Consider the following 18,587-nt stretch of genomic DNA (forward strand, 5'->3'; position numbering starts at 1 on the left):
CTCAGAAGAACGACGGGAGCCGGAAAGCGTCCTTCCCTGGGCGGAAAGTGCGCCATACCCATATTTGCGCGCCCAGCACGATGGGCGCGCACGGCAGCACCATGACACTGAGCACATTCAACGTAGCCGGGGGCGCGCTGTGGTCCAGCAGGTACGGCATCGCGCCCACGAGCACCCCCAGCGCCGGGACCGCCGCCACGAACCCCGACACCGCCAGGGCAAGCCCCGACCGTGACGCCCCGAAGGTCCCGGGCGCCCGCCACGCCAGGAACGTCCACCCGTGGAAGGCGAACAGCAGCGTCACGACCGCTCCCAGCATCACCCCCACCGGATGCACGGCCGGGGCCTGGAACCCCGTGGCCGCCGCGTAGATCGCCATGCCCCACCCGAACGACAGCCCGAGAGACCCGAACGCGATCATCGCGTCCCAGAACCCGCGCCATCTGACCCCGTCCAGCCGGCGCCTGAACCACAGCCCCGCGTCACGTATCACCCAGCTCAGCAGCATGGCCACCACCAGCGGGTACAGCTCGAACAGCACCTCACCCTCGAGCAGCGGATAGACCCCGAACAGCGCACCGGCGACCGCCACCAGCCACACCTCGTTGGCCAGCACGTACGGCGCGATCGCGGCCACCATCCGATCGCGGCCCTCACGCGTCCTGCCCAGCACAGGCAGCAGCAGCCCCACCCCCAGGTTGAACCCCTCAAGGGCGAAATATCCGGCCAGCAGGAGCGCGAAGAGGACGAACCAGATCACTTCCATATCAGCACTCCTCAGTAGCTCAGTGCGGGGGAGCGGGAGTCACCGGCGGGAACGGCGCCCAGCGCGAGGTCGCGCGGCCCGCGCCGGACGATCCTGGCGATGAGCACGTAGTCGACGACCGCCAGCAGCCCCAGCACGCCGGCGAACCCTGCGAGCGAGCCCGTGATCATGCCCGAGGTCAGCCCGGGAGACATGGCGTCGGCCACGGTGAGCTTCTCCCAGATCATCCATGGCTGACGCCCCACCTCCCGCGCCAGCCACCCCAAGATCGCCAGGATGAACGGCAGCGGCGTCATCGCCATGAGCAGCGGGTGCGTCCACCGCAACCGATGCAGCACGCCGATCATCGGCAGCATCACGAACAGCACGACCAGAGCGAGCAACTGCCCGATCTCGATCATGAACCCGAGCGGGACCGCCGCACCCGTGTTGCCGCTGAACTTCCCCTCCTGGACCCCGGCGAACTGCGCGTACCCGAACCCGATCGTGAGGAAGATCCCGAGGGCCGCGGCGAGTACGCCGGTCCGCAGCGACCTGGTGAAGAACTCCACGTGCTCGGTGCGGCGCCGCAGCTGGTACGCGCTCGCGCCCACCAGCACCATGGCCCCCGTGAACAGGCCCGCCCCGAGGACGTGCGGGAAGGAGAAGATCAGCGCCTTGTTCGTGAGCAGGGCGCCGAAGTCCACCAGCTCCAGGCGGTCGCCGCGGGCGACGGAGCCGACCGGGTTCTGCAGGAAAGAGTTGGCGACCATGATGAAGAACGCGCTCGCGTACGCCGTCAGCGTCACGAGCCAGATGCACGCCAGGTGCAGCCACCTGGGCAGCCGCCCCCAGCCGAAGATCCACAGGCCCAGGAAGGTGGACTCCAGGAAGAAGGCCACCAGCGTCTCCATGGCCAGCGGCGCGCCGAACACGTCGCCCGCGTAGTGGGAAAGGCCGCTCCACGACAGGCCGAACTGGAACTCCATCACCAGTCCGGTCACGATGCCCAGCGCGTAGTTGACGACGTAGACCTGCCCCCAGAAGCGGGTCATCGCCTCGTGCAGCGGTTTGCGGGAGATCGCCCAGCGCGTGTTCATGAGCGCCACGAGTGGCGCCAGGCCCAGCGTGAGCACGACGAACAGGAAGTGCAGGCTGCCTGTCACCGCGAACTGTGTACGTGCCAGTTCGAGTACATCCATCACGACTCCGTGGGTTGTTATGCCTATCTACATATAGACAGCCTACATGTAGACTGTCTATATGAGCGCACCCCTCCATACCTCGGGAAGGGCCGGGCGGGCCCCGGTCACGGTCGGCGGAGTCGTGCCGTCGCGGTGGGGTGGCGTCCTTGGGGCGTGCGCTCGATGGGCGGAGCGCGACGCCTCCGGGGCGCGGGTTCTAGGATCGAAGTCATGAATCCGGACGCGCTGCGCGGGCACATGGACGCGCTCCTGCTCTCCGTGCTGGAGCGTGAGCCGCTGCACGGCTACGCCATCATCGAGGCGCTGCTGGAACGCAGTGGGGGCGCCCTGAGCGTGCCCACCGGCACCGTCTATCCGGCACTGCGCAGGCTGGAGCGCATCGGCTACCTGTCCAGCGAGTGGGCGACGGTGGGCGGGCGCAAGCGCCGCACCTACCGGCTGACCGACTCGGGCAGGAAGCAGCTCGAAGGAGAGCGCTCGGCATGGCAGGAGTTCGCCACCGTGATCGGCAGCGTGCTGCGCGCCGAAGCCGCCGAGGTCAGCGCCGTGCGAGCGGCGAACGGCTGACGCGCAGGCAGCGCGTGGCGCCGTAGATCTGCAGGCCCCAGAAGGCGGACGTCACCACGTTGGCGAGCAGGGAGGGCAGGACGTCCAGATGGCTCGCCCCCTTCGCGCCCAAGGTCAGCGCCACGCTCAGCGCCCCGGTGACCGGCAGCATGGCCCAGACGAGCACGCCCAGAGACCTGGTCACCAGCCGCGGCCGGTGGATCCATCGGGCGCCCCGGCTCAGGGCGAACAGCGCGAGCCCGCCGTAAAGCCCGACGCAGAGCTGGAGCACGTCGAGCAGCCGCGAGACCGGCCTGTACCAGACGGGCGCGTGTCGCCAGAGCGCCTCATCGCCGGGATAGATGCGCCAGATCACCGACCACATCAGGGCGGTGAGCGGCACGCTGATGAAGAGCAGGAAGCCCAGACGGCGCCCCGCCATGGCGGTCAGCTCGGCCTGGTAGCCGGGGGCGACCTCGCCGACCTCCCCGAACTCCGCCACCGCGACCCGCTCGGCCTCCGCCCGGTCCAGCCCCTCCGCTTCCAGCGCTTCGGCGGTGTCGGTCAGGCTGTCGCGCGCCTCGACGACCAGATCGTGCTTCGGCCCGTGGGGGCCGGCCAGGGCGCGGTCGAGCTCTGCCACGTAGTCGTCGATACGCATGAGACCAAGTCTACGGAGAGCGATCTCGGGGTCCCATAGGGGAAATCCCCGATATCTTCGACGGACGGGTTGATGCGTAGGAAAAAACCTACGTATAGTGTCCGACATGCCGATATCCCAGATCCTCACCGTCACCGTACCCGTCGCCGACCAGGAGCGGGCGCTGGCCTTCTACGCCGGCGTGCTCGGCTTTGAGGTGCGCACCGACAACCCCTTCCCGATGGGCCGCTGGCTCACCGTCGCTCCCAAGGGCGCCGAGACCACGCTGCTGCTGGCCTCCTGGTTCCCCGGCATGGCGCCGATCGGCGGCCTGGTGGTGGCCGCGCCCGACCTCGACGCGCTGGCCGCGCGCCTGCGCGAGCACGACATCGCCTTCGAAGGGCCGAGCGACGAGCCGTGGGGCCGGCAGCTGCTGTTCCACGATCCGTTCGGCAACGGGTTCGTGGTCAGCCAGGTATGACCGCCGACCACGTGTTCGCCGCGCTGGCCAGCCCGGCCCGGCGGGAGTTGCTGCGCCTGCTGCTCGACGAGGGCGCGCAGCCCGCGGGCCGGCTGGCCGAGCGGTTCGACATGAGCAGGCCCAGCGTGTCGGAGCATCTCAAGGTGCTCAGGGACGCGGGGCTGGTCGCCGAGACCCGCAAAGGGCGGGAACGGCACTACCGGCTGGAGGCGACGCCGCTCATGGAGATCCGCGACTGGCTCACTCCGTACGAACGGTTCTGGCGGGAGAAGCTCGCCGACCTCACGACCCTGCTCGACGAGATGGAAGAGGACGACCATGCCCCACGACAAGACGGCTGAAGACCTGCGCGCGATCAGGATCGACCAGTTCATCGCGCACCCGCCCGCCAAGGTTTGGCGGGCGCTCACCGAGCCCGAGCTGGTCGCCCGCTGGCTCATGCCCAACGACTTCAAGCCCGAGGTGGGACACCGGTTCACGTTCACCACGACGCCCAGGCCCAACGTGGAGTTCGACGGGGTCGTCTACTGCGAGGTGCTGGAGCTGGAGCCGGAGAAGCTGCTGAAGATCAGCTGGACCGATCGCAAGCGGGCCGACTGGACGGTGACCTGGCGGCTGGAGCCCGAGGGCAAGGGCACCAGGCTGTTCCTCGACCACGAGGGCTTCGATCCCGACGACGAGATGCAGCAGTTCTCCCGCCGGATCATGGACGGCGGCTGGCGCTCGCAGCACTTCGGCGCCATCGCCGCCATCGTGGACGAGCTCTAGGGGTGCGCCGCGGGGCGGGGCGGCTCGGCCTGGCGGTCGGCGTGTGAGGCCGATCCCCACAGCACGGCGGCCGCGGTGAGCGCCAGCAGCGCCGCGAACCAGCCCGCCGCCCGTCCCATCCGCAGGCCGTACCCGCACATGAGCCAGGAGACGGACAGCCACCAGCGGTGACCGGCCTGGCGGCGCATCTCCATGGCCGCGAACGCGAAGTCGGTCGAGGTGGCCCGGTCGCTGGGCCGCAGCCCGGCGTAGAGCGCCGCCAGCCCGTCGGGCGTGGCACCGGGGTCCCCCTGCGTCGCCCAGCCGCGCATGGTGTGCTCGTCGGCCAGCGCCCGGCGGCGGGAGAACCAGCGCAGCATCGGCCAGCGCAGGCTCACCCGCACCCCGCGCGGCGTGAGCGCGAACGTGCAGTCCTTGACCCGCACCCCCGAGGGATGGGTCAGGCCCGCGAACTTGCACGCCGACAGGTCCAGCCCGAACAGCGCCAGGCTGCCCGCCTCCACCAGCCGCAGCGACGTCAGCATGGACCTCCCTCGGCCGGTCACGGTGGCGGGGCCGCGCAGCAGCGCCCCTTCGAGGTCGGCCTGCGAGTCGGTCAGCCGCAGCGTCGTCGAGCCCGCCACCTCGACGCCGCGCAGGTCCACGCCGCACCGCGACACCGCCACGTCCAGCAGCCCGTCGGCGCGGGCCCTGGCCACCGACAACCTTCCGGTGGCCGAGAGGTACGCGTCGGCGGCGAAGTGCGCGCCCTCGAACCCGGCGTGCCCGCTGACCTTGCGAAAGGACACGGTACGGCCGAAGCGCGCCCCCCTGAACGTGGCCCCGTCGCCCAGCCTGGCGCCGTCGAAGGTGGCGTACCCGTCGAACCTGGCCCGCTCGCACGACAGCCCGTGACCGAAGACGGCCTGGCTGAACAGCGCGTCACGGGACATCACGGCCCGGTCGAGCGAGACGTGCCCGCGGACGGTGACGCCGTGGAAGGACAGCTCGCGGGTGAACCTGGCGCCCGGCAGCGACACGTTGCCTTCGAAACGGGCGCCGAAGAACGAGGCCAGCCGTTCGAACCTGGCCCCGTCGAGCGACACGTCGCCCGCGAACGTCACGCCCGCGAGCCGGACGTCGCCGGTGAACCTGACCCGATCGAGCCGGGCCCTGCCTGGCCTGCCGCCGGTGGCCTCGAGGACTCTGGACAGCAGCTCACCGTTGACGGTCGTGCCCCGCAGGTCGAGCAGGCGGCCGGGGGCCATCTCGTCCAGGGCCTCGGACAGTTGGTCGGGCGTGAGGTGTGCGAGGCAGAAGCCGGTCGGCAGGCCGGCGATTCCGGTGCAGGCAGCCGAATACGCGCAGGTGACCCAGTCCATGCACTGGTCATACCCGCGGGATGCCGGTGTCAAGGTTCGATGTTTTTATGTTCTATCCACTTTTATGCGGAAATATGCGGTCCATATAGCTCCTCCTCGCCTTCCTGGTCGGAGCAGAGTGACGAACGTCACAACACACGCCGAACCGAGTGGATCTTCCGATAGCGTCGTGATCCTGGACGACGTCGGACCGAACCTCTGGGAGAAGGTGGGCGTGCAATGGCGCACGTTGATCGATCCCGGACGCGTATGCTGCTGCGCTTCGGCACATGGAACGTCCTCTCCGAGCATCCTCGCCAGGTGGCGGAGTCCGCGCTGACGTGGACAGTGGAATGCGGGGGAGAGGGTAGAGGTTCATACCGATGGATAATTTTCAGCGACGAACGAGGAGCCACTTGTGGCGACCATCGAAGTGACCGAGAAGAACTTCAACGACATCGCCGACAAGGGGATCGTCCTGCTCGACTTCTGGGCAGAGTGGTGCCCGCCGTGCAAGAAGTTCGGCCCGATCTTCGAGCAGGCTTCAGGCAAGCATGAGGACATCACGTTCGGCAAGATCGACACCGATGCCGAGCAGGGGCTTGCTCAGGGCTTCGACATCACGTCGATCCCCACACTCATGGCCATCCGCGACGGCATCGTGGTCTTCGCCCAGGCCGGTGCCATCCCGGCACCCGCACTCGAGGACCTGATCCGGCAGGTGCGGGCGCTGGACATGGACGCCATCAGGGCCGAGCTCGCCGAGGAACTGAAGCAGAACTGAGCCTCGTGGGAGGGGCTCAGGGCTTCCGGCTCAGGGCTTGCGGCCGACTCCCACGTACCCGAACGTGATCCCGTTGCCCGGGGCGTCCGGGTCGTCGGGACGCCAGCCGTTCGGGTACGTCAGCCCGGGCTCCTCCAGCTCGTAGCCGTCGAAGAAGCGCAGGATCCCCTCGCGGGTCCTGAGGCTCAGCGCGGCCGTGGCCTTGCGGTAGATCTCGATGGCCTGCGGGGTGGTGTCCGGGGTGTTGTCGATGGCGTGGCTGATCACCAGCCGGCTGCCCGGCGCGCTCACCGCACGCACCTTCTCCATCAGGTCGTACGCGATGTCGTCCGGGATGAAGTGCAGGATGGCCAGCGTCAGGAACGCCACCGGCTGGTCGAAGTCCACCAGACCGCCCAGCTTGTCCAGCAGCGCGTCCGCCTCGCGCACGTCGGCCTGCAGGAAGTCCACGTCGTCGGTCCTGGCCAGCAGCGCCCTGCCGTGCACGCAGACCACGGGGTCGTTGTCCACGTAGACGACGCGTGCCTTCGGGGCGATCTCGTGCGTGTTCCCCTGGGTCGGCAGCCCCGCGCCGAGGTCCACGATCTGCTGCACGCCCGACTCGACCACGTGCCGCACGGCGCGGCGCAGGAACGCCCTGTTCGCGCGGGCGCCCTCCTTGGTGTTGGGGAACGTCTGCAGGATCTGTTCGGCGGCTGCCCGGTCGGCCGCGAAATTGTCCTTGCCGTCGAGGTAATAGTCGTACATACGCGCGACGTTGGGGAGGTTGGGGTCCACCCCCTCGGGGGCACTGTCCACGTTTTCTCCCGAAATTTCGGCCTCTTTGCGGGCGATCATATCCGCGGAGCGCCACATTTCCCCTGAAATCGGTTCTTCTTCCCGCCCCGATGAGACGTACATCACCCCTGCCTCAGCGGTTCGTATCGGGGCCGTTCCGCTCCGTCCCGCCGCGGCGCGCTCGGGCGGACACGGGCGCGTCCGTCCCGTCTTGGGACGGCGCGCCGTTGCGGTGGAATCCGGCTCGGAGTGCCGCCGCGGCTCTCGCCCTGTGCGACGGTGCTCGCCCCGAGCGGTGGGTGGTCCGCTCGGGGCGGCCGGGGTCAGCCGCGGTAGAGCTCGGCGACCCGGAAGGCGAGGTCGAGGGACTGGCCGCGGTTGAGCCGGGGGTCGCAGGCCGTCTCGTACCGGGTGGCGAGGTCGTCCTCCACGATCTCGTGCCCGCCCCCCACGCACTCCGTCACGTCGTCGCCGGTGAACTCGATGTGGATCCCGCCGGGATGCGTCCCCAGCGACCGGTGCACCTCGAAGAAGCCCGCGACCTCGTCCAGCACGTCGTCGAGCCGCCGCGTCTTGTGCCCGCTGGGCGCCTCGAACGTGTTGCCGTGCATCGGGTCGCAGATCCAGGCCACCCGCGCCCCTGTGGCCGTGACCTCCTTGACCAGGGACGGCAGGCTCTCGCGGATCTTGGAGGCCCCCATCCGGGTGATGAACGTGAGCCGCCCCGCCTCGTTGCTCGGGTTGAGCTTGTCGATGAGCCCGAGCGCCTCTTCGGGCGTCGTGCCGGGCCCGAGCTTGACGCCGATCGGGTTGCGGATCTTGGAGAAGAAGTCGACGTGCGCCCCGTCGAGCTGACGGGTGCGCTCGCCGATCCAGACCATGTGCGCCGACACGTCGTACGGCCGGCCCGTACGCGAGTCGATCCGGGTGAGCGCCCTGTCGTAGTCGAGGATCAGCGCCTCGTGCGAGGAGTAGAACTCCACGGTGTGGAACTCCTCGGGATCGGCCCCGCAGGCCCGCATGAACGCGAGGGCCTGGTCGATCTCCCTGGCAAGCTGCTCGTAGCGGCGCCCCGCGGGCGACTCGGCCACGAAGTCCTGGTTCCAGGCGTGCACCTGGCGCAGGTCCGCGTAGCCGCCCTTGGTGAACGCGCGCGCGAGGTTGAGCGTCACGGCCGAGGAGTGGTACGCCTTGAGCAGCCGCCACGGATCGGGCCTGCGCGCCTCGGCGGTGAAGTCGAACCCGTTGACCATGTCGCCCCGGTAGGCCGGCAGCTCGATCCCGTCGCGGGTCTCGGTGCCCTTGGAGCGCGGCTTGGCGAACTGGCCCGCGACCCGGCCGATCTTCACCACCGGCACCTTGCCCGCGTACGTCAGCACGATCGCCATCTGCAGCAGCGTCTTGAGCTTGTTGCGCACGTTGTCGGCGGTGGCGCCGGAGAAGGTCTCCGCGCAGTCGCCGCCCTGCAGGACGAAGGCCTCGCCGCGGGCGACGGCGGCCAGCTGCTCCTTGAGCTGGTCACATTCGCCGGCGAAGACCAGTGGGGGCAGGCCGCCCAGCTCGGCGACGACCTTGTCGAGCTCGCCGCGGTCGGGCCAGTCTGGCTGCTGCGCCGCGGGGAGGGCTCGCCAGGAATCGAGATCCACGAGATTGCTGCTCACGAGATACGAGGGTAATCCACTGGCTCCGCCCTGCCGACCGTGTTGTCCACGTTTTGGCATCCACCCGGGCGTGAAAGAACGTGCTTTTCCGGCCGAACCCGAGCATGCGATCTCAGGCCTCCGGCACCCTCACGTGCTCCGGCCGGACTCCCAGCCCGATGAACCGCCGCGCCATCCGGTTCACCAGCGGGATCCTCGTGAGATCGCGCGGCAGCCGCGACGGGTCGAACTCGCGTCTCAGTGCCTTCTTGATCACCAGGTTCTGGACCACCCGCTGGGTCGCCTGCGTGATCCTGGTGGGCAGCATCCGCCGCTTCTGCAGCAGGTGCAGGGTCGACTCGGGGATCGGCGCGCCGGATCTGAGCGAGCCCGCCAGGAGGTTGGCGGCGGCGACCGCGTCCTGCACCGCCAGGTTGATCCCCACCCCGAACACCGGTGACATGGCGTGCGCGGCGTCCCCGATGCACAGGAACCCGGGCCGGTGCCAGCGGTGCAGCCGGTTGATCACGACCGTGAGCACGCTGACGTCGTCGTAGCTCCCGATCTGCCCGATCCGGTCGGCCAGCCACGGCAGCAACGAGGCCACCGGCTCGCGGAGCGCCACGATCCCCTGGCGTACCAGCTCGTCGAACCCGCCCTTGGGGATCAGGTACGCGAGCTGCCAGTAGCTCTCCCTGTTGATCGCGACCATCATGCGACCGCTGGAGATCCGCAGGAACGCGTCGTCGCGGTCGGACGGGTGCCTGGGCAGCCGGAACCACACCACGTCCATCGGCGCGCCGAGCTCCTCGGGGACGAGCCCCGCCCGTTCGCGCAGGGTCGAGTGCCGCCCGTCGGCGGCGATCGTCAGGTCGGCCCTGATCTCGTGCTCGCCGGACTCGTCCCGGTAACGCAGCCCGCGCACCGTCCGGCCCTCGCGGATCAGGTCGTACGCCTCGGAGTTCATGAGCAGCCGGAAACCGGGGTACCTGCCGGCGGCCGAGGTGATGAGCTTGAGGAAGTCCCATTGCGGGACCCACGCGATGTAGTCGTACTTGCCAGGCATCCCGCGCAGGCTCGCCAGGCTGATGTCCCCGGCGTCGGTCACCATGCTGAGGCCGTACGCCCTCCTGTGCGGGATCTTCAGGAACTCCTCGGCCAGCCCGAGCTCGTCGAGCACCTGCAGCGTGGACGGATGGATCGTATCGCCCCGGAAGTCACGGAGGAAGTCGCCGTGCTTCTCCAGCAGCGTCACCTCGACACCTGCCCTGGCCAGCAGCAGCGCGAGCATCGCGCCTGCCGGGCCGCCTCCCGCGATTACACACTGCATAATTCATCACCCGATGAGATGGTCTCACGTCATGAGAAAAGAGCAACCCCCACAGCCATCCGACATGCCCGAGCGGCCGAAGTACATGCGTGAGCCGCCTCTCACAAGGGAGTGGATGATGACCGACGAACTCCACACCCTCTCTGGCGCCTACGCCGTGCACGCACTGTCGTACGCCGAGTGGGTGGCGTTCGAGGAGCACCTGCCGGCGTGCCAGGTGTGCGGAGCCGAGGTGCGGCTCCTGCGGGAGACGGCGGCCAGGCTGGCGGAGGCGGTGGCCGAGCCGCCGCCCGCAACGCTCCGCCGGCGCCTGCTCGCCGCCGCGCACGAGTCGCGGCGTCCCGGCGTCCGGCCGGCGCAGGCGCCCGACGACAGCCCCACCATCTGGCGTCCCCGGGAGCCGGCGCCCGGCTCCGCGAATCCGCCGACGATCCGGATCCCGCTCGAGCCGCAGCAGCCCGCCGCGGCGCTCGAGGGTGGCCGGGTCGTGCCGCTGAGGCGCGGCCGGGCCAGGGTGATGGCGGGCCTGGCGGCGGTGGCCGCGGCGGCCGCGGTCGCGCTCGGCGCGGTCGCCATCGACGCCCGCCGCGATCTGGGCGACCTGGCCTCGAGGAACGAGGAGGTGATCGCCGTGCTGGCCGCGCCCGACGCCGAGACGGTACGCCGGCCCGTCACCTCAGGCGGTACGGGCACGGTCGTGATCTCCCGATCCAGGGGACGCATGGTGTTCACCTCATCCGGCCTGCCCGAACTGCCCGGATCCCAGGGGTACGAGCTCTGGCTGATGGGCCACGACGGCCCGCGCCCCGCCGGGATGCTGGACCGCGCCGGGGACGGGCTGACCACGCCTCTGCTGGTCACACCGGAGCGAGGGGACGACCAGGTGGCGCTGACGGTCGAGCCCGCGTCCGGTTCCGGGAAACCGACGACCCGGCCCATCCTCCTGGCCGATCTTCCCGAGGCCTGACCCTTGGTCGTGCGGCCATGATCGGCGATAGTGCAGGGCATGCGTATATTCGCGGCCCTGGTGCTGGCCGCTGCCCTGTTACACACCCCCTCAGCGATCGCCGAGCCGGGCGCGGCCACCGTGGTGCCCGTGCAGGTCACGGGCGCCCCGTCCAAGAGGTTCAACCTGATCGTCATGGGCGACGGCTACACCGAAGCGGAACAGGCCGAATTCCGGGCCGACGTCGACCGGCACCTCAACGTGATGTGGTCGATAGAGCCGTTCAAGACGTACCGGAACTACATCAACGTCTACCGCGTCGACATCGTCTCGGGCGAGTCGGGCATCAGCTGCGACCCGGGGCTGGACGCGCCGAGGAAGACGACACCGCTCGGCATGGGCTTCTGGGGCCGCTGCAACCCGAACAGCGTCCAGCGCCTGATCACCATGGACAACGCCGCCGCCACCCGCTACGCCGACCTGGTCACCGGCATCTCGTCCGGCAACCGGCAGATCCTCGCGCTGGGCAACAGCGGCACGTACGGCGGCGCGGGCGGCTCGTACGCCACCGCCTCGGGCAGCAACAGCATGTCCGCCCTGATCAGCCCGCACGAGCTGGGCCACTCCCTGGGCGGTCTGCAGGACGAGTACGACTACTACCAGCGCGGCGTCCCCGGCGGCGCCTACACCGGGCCCGAGCCGTCCAGCGCCCACCACACGCTCCTGACCGAGCAGCAGATGAAGGACCAGCAGAAGAAGTGGTGGCCCTGGCTGGGCGAGCCCAGCGAGTCGGGTGGCCCCGTCGGCCGCTACGAGGGCGGCATGTACTACACGAGCGGCGTCTGGCGGCCCAGCCGGCACTCGATGATGAAGACCCTCGGCTACTACTACGACCAGATCAGCCGCGAGGTCATGGTCCAGCGCATCACCGCCAAGACCATGGTCATCCAGGACGCCACGCCCGGCGAGCGGCCCGTCGGCGCCGACCGGGTGCTGTGGGCCGAGCCGATGCGCCCCGTCGGCCACGCGCTCGCGATCACCTGGAACGTGGACGGCAAGGACCTCCAGACCCACGAGCAGACACTGGACCTGCGCACCCTGGGCCTCACCCCGGGAACCCACACGGTCACCGTCACCGTCTCGGACCCGACCGGGTTCGTCAGGGATCCGGCCGTCAGGGCGGCCATCACCAGGCCGCGCACCTGGACCGTGGACACGTCGCTGACCACGCCGCCGGACGGCGTCGAGCCCGCCGTCGTCTCCTCCACGCCCACGGACCGGCCGCTCGGCCGCGCCGACGTCGCGTACGTGGAGACCACCCACCCGGCCGCGACCGTCCCCGAGATCTCCTGGGCCCTGGACGGCAGGCGCGCGGGCACCGGCCCCGACCTCGACCTGGGCGAGCTGGAGCTGAAGCCGGGCACCCACACCCTCACCGCGACCCTCGGCGGCAAGACCCTCACCTGGCAGGTCGACGCCGACCGGCCCACGACCCGGTACGAGCTGTCCGAGCCGCTCGCCAGGTCCGGCGACACCTACGTCTACAACGGCCCGTTCTCCATGCGGCTCACCGGCGAGGACGACCGCGACGGCTACGTGGTCTCGGAGTCCAGGGTGGACGGCGACGGCTGGTTCAACTACTTCGGCTGGCCCACGTCGTCGGAGCTGCCGTGGACGTTCACCGAGGAGGGCACGGTCATCGACTCCCTCGTGTACGGCAAGCTGCCGCGCGGCCGGCACACCATCGAGTACCGCTCCATCGACGCCGCCGGGAACTACGGCGGGGCGAAGAGCTTCACCGTCACCACCATCGCGCCGCCACCCGCCTGCACCAGCACGGTCACCGGCACGCACCGCGGCCCGCTCACCGTCGCCGGCGGGGTCACCTGCCTCGACGGCGCCGAGGTCACCGGCCCCGTGACGGTCAAGCCGGGGGCGTCGCTGGTGGTCACCGGCGGGCGGATCACCGGCACGCTGACCGCGGCCGAGCCCGCTTCCGTACACCTGCTCAAGGCGTCGGTCACCGGCGCGCTCAGCGTCCGCGGCGCCAAGGCGCTGACCGTCGTCGGCGCCGACCTGCGCGGCGCCGCGCTGCTGGCCGGAAACACGGCGCCGATCCTGTCGGGCACGACGGTCAGGGGCGCTCTGGTCTGCACCGGCGAGCAGCCCGTGGACCTCGGCGTCCCCAACGAGGGCACCGGGCCGTGCGTCAAGCTACCCGCGGGAGCCAGGGGAGGAGCGTACGAGGCGGTCGAGCACGCCGGCCAGTGAGCCGAACGCGGCGTCGCGGAGCCTGGCGTACTCGTCCTCCGGGTACTGCCGGGGGCCGTTCTCCACCAGCAGGATCAGGTAGAGGTAGGCGCGGTAGAGATCGAGCCGGGTGCGCGCCGCCGGAGTGAGCTCCAGCGGCGTCACCTCGCGGTAGCCCGCCAGCAGCGGATCGTCCTCCGTCAGCTCACCGAAGATCGTCGGCGTGACGAACTCCGCGAGCGGATCGCCCCAGAAGGCCCGCTCGTGGTCGATGATGGCCTGGATCCGCGGCGGGCCGCTGAGGTCGAGGAAGACGTTGCCCTGCCACACGTCGAAGTGCACGAGCCGCGGCGTCGTCACCTCGTCGAGCACGGGCGACGCCGCCTCGACCACGGCCATGATCTCTCCGGCCGGGCGCGGCAGCGGCGTCGGGTAGCGGTCGGTGTCGCCGACCAGCGCCCCGACCATCGCCAGGAACGCCTCCCGCCAGGTGGTGCCCACGATCCCGGCGTGCGGGTAGCCGAACACCTCGCCGGTCACCGCGTTGAACATGGCCAGGTGGCGGCCCAGCTCCCGGCGCAGCGCGTCCTCGCCCTCGGGCTTGACGTCGTTCCACGACACCCCGTCGAGCGCGCTGAGCAGCAGGTAGTCGCCGCCCAGCACCGGGTCGTCGAACTCGGCGCGCAGCAGCGCCGCCACCGGCACGCCGGCCTGCGCCGCCAGCTCGTAGGCGGCGGCCTCCATGCGCAGCAGGTTCCGCTCGTAGCTGAGCTGGTCGAGGTCGGGCGGCGGCGACAGCTTGAGCACCACCTCGCGCCCGTCGTCCAGCTTCAGCCGCCAGACGGCGTTGGCGTAGCCGTCGGTCAGCTCGGTGGAGGCCGTCACCCCCGTGCCCAGCGCGCGCCGGACCAGGGCGTCGAGCTCGGCGTCGGATAACCGGCGCTTCGTCCTACTGTCCACGGAGACCTCTCATGCGGACTGCCTGCGTACGAGGTGGGTGTCGAGGATCACGACGGGCTGCCGCAGCTCCTCGCCGTTGATGCGGGCCACCAGCAGCTGCGCCATCTGCCGGCCCATCTGCTCGGTCGGCTGGTGGACGGTGGTCAGCGGCGGGTCGGCGTGCAGCGCGGCCTTGGAGTCGTCGAACCCGATCACGGCCACATCCTCCGGGATCGACCGGCCCGACGCCTTGAGCACGCGCATCGCGCCCAGCGCCATCGGGTCGGACGCGGCGAACACCGCGTCGAGCTCGGGGTGTGACGCCAGCAGCTCGGTCATGGCCGCGGAGCCGCTCTCCTCCGAGAAGTCGCCGTACACCACCAGCTCCGGCAGCCCGGCGGGCAGCAGCGCGTCGCGGTAGCCCGCCAAGCGGTCGACGCCCACGCCCATGTCCTGGTGACCGGCGATGGTGGCGATGCAGGTGCGGCCGAGGCCCAGCAGGTGTTTGACCGCCTGCCGGGCCCCTGCCCTGTTGTCCATGTCGACGTAGCTGTAGGGGTCGAGGCCGACGGGGCGGCCGCCGAGCACGGTCGGCACGCCCATCTCCTCCAGCCGGCCCGGCAGTGGGTCGGCGCCGTGCAGCGACAGCAGCAGCACGCCGTCGACGTGCTGCCCGGTCAGGTAGTGCTCCAGCCGGTCGTACTCCTCGGTGGTGCGGGCCATCGCCAGGATGAGCTGCAGCCCGGTCTCCGAGAGCGCCGACCCGATGCCGCGGATGGTGCCCGCGAAGAACGGGTCGTCGAACACCCGCAGCTGCGACTCGGACACCACCAGGGCGACAGCGTCCGTGCGGCGCGTCACCAGGGCGCGTGCCGCACGGTTGGGCACGTAGCCCAGCTCGCGGATGGCCAGCTCCACGGCCTCGCGGGCCCTGGCGCTGACGTTCGGCGAGCCATTGATGACTCTCGACACTGTGCCCCGGCCAACACCGGCCCGAGCCGCTACTGCCTCAAGAGTCGGTCGGTTCATGGCGCCTATTCTGCCGGATGATCTCCGAGTACCAGAGCGCGCTGTCCTTGAGCAGCCGTTCCTGGGTCTCGAAGTCCACGCGCACCAGGCCGAATCGCTTGCCGTAGCCCCACGCCCACTCGAAGTTGTCCATCAGTGACCAGGCGAAATAGCCCTCCAGGGGCACGCCGGCCTCGATGGCCTCCTTGCAGGCGCCGAGGTGCGCCTCCACGTACGCCTGCCGCTCGCTGTCGTGAATCCTGCCGTCCTCGAGCACGTCCTCGAAGGCGGCGCCGTTCTCGGAGACCACCATGGGGATCGGCGGGTACTCCCGCGCCACCCTCGTGAGGACCTCCACCAGGCCGCTCTCGTCGATCTCCCAGCCCATCGCGGTCACCGGAAGGCCGGCGCTGACGAACGAGACGTGCTCGCTGCCGACCCACGGCGAGGCCGTGTCCGTGGGGGCCGCCGCCGCCGACTGCTTGCCGCCTGGTGCTCCCGAGACCGTGAAGCGGCTGTAGTAGTTGACGAGCAGCACGTCGATGGGGGCGGAGATGGTCTTCATGTCGCCCGGCTCGATGAAGTCGACCTCGACGGGGAGGTCGGCCAGCACGTCCTCCGGGTAGCGCCCGCTGAGCAGCGCGTCCAGGAAGAACCTGTTCTGCAGCCCGTCGATGCGCCGGGCCGCCTCCAGGTCCTCCGGGCTGTCGGTGGCGGGCGTGACCGCGTACAGGTTCACGCAGCCGCCGACCCGCCTGGCGTCCATCGCCTGGACGGCCAGCCCGTGCGCCAGGTTGAGGTGGTGCGCGCCCCTGATCGCGTTCTGCGGCTCACGCCTGCCGGGGGCGTGCTCGCCCGAGGCGTAGCCGAGGAACGCGGCGCACCACGGCTCGTTCACGGTGCTGAAGGTGTGCACGTGGTCCTTCAGCGCCTCGTGCACGGCCCCGGCGTACTCGGCGAACCGGTAGGCCGTGTCACGGTTGGGCCAGCCGCCCTTGTCCTCCAGCTCCTGGGGCAGGTCCCAGTGGTAGAGGGTCAGCCAGGGGTCGATGGCGTGCGCGCGCAGCTCGTCGAGGAGCCGCTTGTAGAAGTCCAGGCCCTTCTGGTTGACCTTGCCTGAACCGGTCGGCTGGATGCGGGGCCAGGAGACCGAGAAGCGGTAGGCCGACAGGCCCAGGTCCGCCATGATCCCGACATCTTCCCGGAAGCGGTGGTAGTGGTCGATGGCCACGTCCGCGTTGTGGCCGTTGAGCACCCGCCCCGGCGTCTTGGTGAACGTGTCCCAGATGGAGACGCCGCGCCCGTCTTCCGCGACCGCCCCTTCGATCTGGTACGCCGAGGTCGCCGCACCCCACGCGAAGCCCGCAGGGAAGCGCAGCCCGGCACGCGTCTGTTCCTCTTGTGTCGTCACGCCTTGACCGCACCTTCCATGAGACCGCCGACGATTTGCCGGCCGAATGCGACGAATACTGCGATGAGGGGGATGATGGACAGCGCTGTCCCCGCGAAGATCAGTGTGTAGTTCGTGGAGAACCTGGCGTTGAGCGAGGTGATCGCGATCTGCACGGTGGGGTTGTCCGGGGTCAGCACGATCAGCGGCCACATGAAGTCGTTCCACATGAGCATGAACGTGTTGATGCCGAGCACCGCCATGCCGGGGCGCACGGCGGGCAGGACGACGTTCCACCAGATCCGCAGCGTGGCGGCGCCGTCGACCCTGGCCGCCTCGACCAGCTCCATCGGCACGGCCTGCCGCGTGTACTGCGTCATCAGGAACACGCCGAAACCGTTGAGCAGGTACGGCAGGATGACCGCCTTGAGCGTGCCGGTCCACTCCAGGCTCACCATGAGCCGGTAGAGCGGGACCACGCCCATCTGCTGCAGCGGGACCGCCATCGTCAGCAGCACGAGCACCAGCAGGACGTTCCTGCCCTTGAAGCTCAGGTTCGCGAACGCGAAGCCGGCCAGCGTCGAGATGATCACCACGGAGACGGTGACGATGCTGGACACGAGGAACGAGTTCGTCAGGCCCAGCAGGAACTTGGCGTCCTCGTTGTTGAGCACCGCGACGATGTTGTCGCCCAGGTTCCCGCCCGGCAGGAACGGCGGCGGCACCGCGACCGCGTCGGCGTTCGTACGGGAGGCTATGACCAGCATCCAGTACAGCGGGAAGGCCGACAGCACGACCGCGACGCCCAGCATGACCCTGGTGAAGAGGGTCGGGGAGAAGTTGTTCATTTCTTGCCCCCGATCCGGTGCACGACCAGGAAGTTGATCGCCGCTCCGATGAGAATGAGCAGGAACAGCAGCCAGGCGGCCGCCGCGGCGTAGCCGTAGTCGAACTCGCGGAAGCCCTGCTTGACGATGAACATGGCCACCGTCTGGAACTGCCCCTGCGACCCGCCGTCGACGTTGCCGTTGTAGAACGTGGTCGGCTCGGAGAACAGCGTCAGGCCGCCGATCGTGGAGTTGAGCACCACGAAGATCATGGTCGGGCGCAGCATCGGCAGCGTGATCTGCCAGAACTGCCTGCGCCGGGACGCGCCGTCGATCGCGGCGGCCTCGTACAGGTCCTTGGGGATCGTCTGCATGCCGGCCAGGAAGATGATCGCGTTGTAGCCGGTCCAGCGCCAGTCGACCATGGTGGCGATGGCGATCCACGACGGGATGCGCTCGGCCCGCCAGTTCGTCTTGTCCACGCCGAACCAGCTCAGGGCCCAGTTCACCAGGCCCCAGTCGCGGGCGTACAGCTGCGTGAACACCACCGCGACCGCGACCACCGACGTGACGAGCGGCAGCAGCACGCTCATGCGGATCGGCAGGCGGAACTTGAACCGCTTGTTCAGCGCGTTGGCCAGGAGCAGCGCGAGCAGCATCTGGGGGACGGTGGCGATGAGGAAGATGCAGACCGTGTTGACCACGGCGTTCCAGAAGTCCTCATCGGCCAGCAGCGCGGTGTAGTTGCCCAGCCCGGTCCATTCGACGGTCCCGGCCAGGTCGTAGTCGTAGAGCGAGTAGTAGAGGGTGAAGGCCAACGGGAACAGCCCGAAGGCGGCGAACAGCAAGAAATACGGGGACACCAGGGCGTACGGCATCGCTTTGACGTCCAGCCGGGAACGCATGCGGTGTCCGGGCGGGCGGGCGCGGCGATGACTGTTCCGCGCCGCCCGCGGATCGAAGCTCATAGC

19 protein-coding genes are annotated in these 18,587 nt (G+C 69.7%); 7 read left to right on the forward strand and 12 right to left on the reverse strand.

The genetic code is table 11. From position 1 onward, the window contains the following. Position 1: 1 nt before the first annotated feature. Positions 2–766 carry a cytochrome d ubiquinol oxidase subunit II gene (locus ACQPWU_RS21255; protein WP_433442596.1) on the reverse strand — a complete coding sequence of 255 codons (765 nt, stop codon included), beginning with the start codon at positions 764–766 and terminating at the stop codon, positions 2–4. A gap of 11 nt (positions 767–777) precedes the next feature. Further along, positions 778–1,947, reverse strand: coding sequence for a cytochrome ubiquinol oxidase subunit I (locus ACQPWU_RS21260; protein WP_433442598.1), 1,170 nt, complete (start codon positions 1,945–1,947; stop codon positions 778–780). Positions 1,948–2,160: 213 nt separating this feature from the next. On the opposite strand from ACQPWU_RS21260, the gene ACQPWU_RS21265 reads away from it, so the two are divergent. Beyond that, complete coding sequence (locus tag ACQPWU_RS21265) at positions 2,161–2,517, forward strand: PadR family transcriptional regulator (protein WP_433442600.1); 357 nt, start codon at positions 2,161–2,163, stop codon at positions 2,515–2,517. Here the strand turns inward: ACQPWU_RS21265 and ACQPWU_RS21270 are convergent. Continuing rightward, entirely contained in the window at positions 2,489–3,157 is a 669-nt protein-coding gene (locus ACQPWU_RS21270) for a permease prefix domain 1-containing protein (protein WP_433442602.1), read from the reverse strand. The genes ACQPWU_RS21265 and ACQPWU_RS21270 overlap by 29 nt on opposite strands. Positions 3,158–3,263: 106 nt before the next feature. On the opposite strand from ACQPWU_RS21270, the gene ACQPWU_RS21275 reads away from it, so the two are divergent. From ACQPWU_RS21275 to ACQPWU_RS21285, 3 genes are read left to right on the forward strand one after another with little or no spacing between them, the layout of a single operon-like run. Next, on the forward strand, positions 3,264–3,617 hold the full coding sequence (locus tag ACQPWU_RS21275; RefSeq protein WP_433442604.1) for a VOC family protein: 354 nt from the start codon (positions 3,264–3,266) through the stop codon (positions 3,615–3,617). Then, positions 3,614–3,958: an ArsR/SmtB family transcription factor gene (locus tag ACQPWU_RS21280; protein WP_433442606.1), complete on the forward strand. Its 345-nt coding sequence runs from the start codon at positions 3,614–3,616 to the stop codon at positions 3,956–3,958. Before ACQPWU_RS21275 ends, ACQPWU_RS21280 begins: the two co-directional genes overlap by 4 nt. Next, positions 3,936–4,385, forward strand: a complete 450-nt coding sequence (locus tag ACQPWU_RS21285; protein WP_433442608.1) for an SRPBCC family protein — start codon at positions 3,936–3,938, stop codon at positions 4,383–4,385. The genes ACQPWU_RS21280 and ACQPWU_RS21285 overlap by 23 nt, the downstream gene beginning before the upstream one ends. Here the strand turns inward: ACQPWU_RS21285 and ACQPWU_RS21290 are convergent. Then, the gene (locus ACQPWU_RS21290) at positions 4,382–5,746 is read right to left on the reverse strand and encodes a pentapeptide repeat-containing protein (RefSeq protein ID WP_433442610.1); all 1,365 of its coding nucleotides are present in this window, start codon (positions 5,744–5,746) and stop codon (positions 4,382–4,384) included. The genes ACQPWU_RS21285 and ACQPWU_RS21290 overlap by 4 nt on opposite strands. Positions 5,747–6,143: 397 nt before the next feature. Between ACQPWU_RS21290 and ACQPWU_RS21295 the strand changes: the two genes are divergently transcribed. After that, positions 6,144–6,509, forward strand: a complete 366-nt coding sequence (locus ACQPWU_RS21295; protein ID WP_360710168.1) for a thioredoxin family protein — start codon at positions 6,144–6,146, stop codon at positions 6,507–6,509. 30 nt (positions 6,510–6,539) lie between these two features. Here the strand turns inward: ACQPWU_RS21295 and ACQPWU_RS21300 are convergent, their stop codons facing one another. From ACQPWU_RS21300 to ACQPWU_RS21310, 3 genes are all read right to left on the reverse strand, one after another. After that, entirely contained in the window at positions 6,540–7,307 is a 768-nt protein-coding gene (locus tag ACQPWU_RS21300; RefSeq protein WP_433442612.1) for an SAM-dependent methyltransferase, read from the reverse strand. Between the two features lie 302 nt (positions 7,308–7,609). Next, a complete protein-coding gene (locus ACQPWU_RS21305) occupies positions 7,610–8,947 on the reverse strand; it encodes a class II 3-deoxy-7-phosphoheptulonate synthase (protein WP_433442614.1) in 1,338 nt (445 codons plus the stop codon). A gap of 112 nt (positions 8,948–9,059) precedes the next feature. Then, entirely contained in the window at positions 9,060–10,256 is a 1,197-nt protein-coding gene (locus ACQPWU_RS21310) for an FAD-dependent oxidoreductase (RefSeq protein ID WP_433442616.1), read from the reverse strand. Positions 10,257–10,371: 115 nt separating this feature from the next. Here ACQPWU_RS21310 and ACQPWU_RS21315 point away from each other — a divergent pair, with 115 nt between their 5' ends. Next, complete coding sequence (locus tag ACQPWU_RS21315) at positions 10,372–11,223, forward strand: anti-sigma factor (protein ID WP_433442618.1); 852 nt, start codon at positions 10,372–10,374, stop codon at positions 11,221–11,223. Between the two features lie 39 nt (positions 11,224–11,262). Beyond that, positions 11,263–13,473, forward strand: coding sequence for a M64 family metallopeptidase (locus tag ACQPWU_RS21320; RefSeq protein WP_433442620.1), 2,211 nt, complete (start codon positions 11,263–11,265; stop codon positions 13,471–13,473). Here ACQPWU_RS21320 and ACQPWU_RS21325 read toward each other — a convergent pair. Genes ACQPWU_RS21325 through ACQPWU_RS21345 form a run of 5 tightly spaced genes read right to left on the reverse strand, consistent with a single transcriptional unit; the run spans position 13,417 to position 18,584 of the window. Continuing rightward, positions 13,417–14,412, reverse strand: coding sequence for a phosphotransferase family protein (locus tag ACQPWU_RS21325; protein WP_433442622.1), 996 nt, complete (start codon positions 14,410–14,412; stop codon positions 13,417–13,419). The two genes, ACQPWU_RS21320 and ACQPWU_RS21325, sit on opposite strands and share 57 nt — an antisense overlap. 9 nt (positions 14,413–14,421) lie before the next feature. Beyond that, positions 14,422–15,420 carry a LacI family DNA-binding transcriptional regulator gene (locus ACQPWU_RS21330; protein ID WP_433442624.1) on the reverse strand — a complete coding sequence of 333 codons (999 nt, stop codon included), beginning with the start codon at positions 15,418–15,420 and terminating at the stop codon, positions 14,422–14,424. Then, complete coding sequence (locus ACQPWU_RS21335; protein WP_433442626.1) at positions 15,401–16,810, reverse strand: GH1 family beta-glucosidase; 1,410 nt, start codon at positions 16,808–16,810, stop codon at positions 15,401–15,403. The genes ACQPWU_RS21330 and ACQPWU_RS21335 overlap by 20 nt, the downstream gene beginning before the upstream one ends. Then, entirely contained in the window at positions 16,807–17,637 is an 831-nt protein-coding gene (locus tag ACQPWU_RS21340; RefSeq protein WP_433442628.1) for a carbohydrate ABC transporter permease, read from the reverse strand. Before ACQPWU_RS21340 ends, ACQPWU_RS21335 begins: the two co-directional genes overlap by 4 nt. Next, positions 17,634–18,584, reverse strand: coding sequence for a carbohydrate ABC transporter permease (locus ACQPWU_RS21345; protein WP_433442630.1), 951 nt, complete (start codon positions 18,582–18,584; stop codon positions 17,634–17,636). Before ACQPWU_RS21345 ends, ACQPWU_RS21340 begins: the two co-directional genes overlap by 4 nt. Between the last annotated feature and the right edge of the window lie 3 nt (positions 18,585–18,587).

The sequence above is a fragment of the Nonomuraea sp. CA-141351 genome (genome assembly GCF_050944675.1).
Classification (GTDB): Bacteria; Actinomycetota; Actinomycetes; order Streptosporangiales; family Streptosporangiaceae; genus Nonomuraea.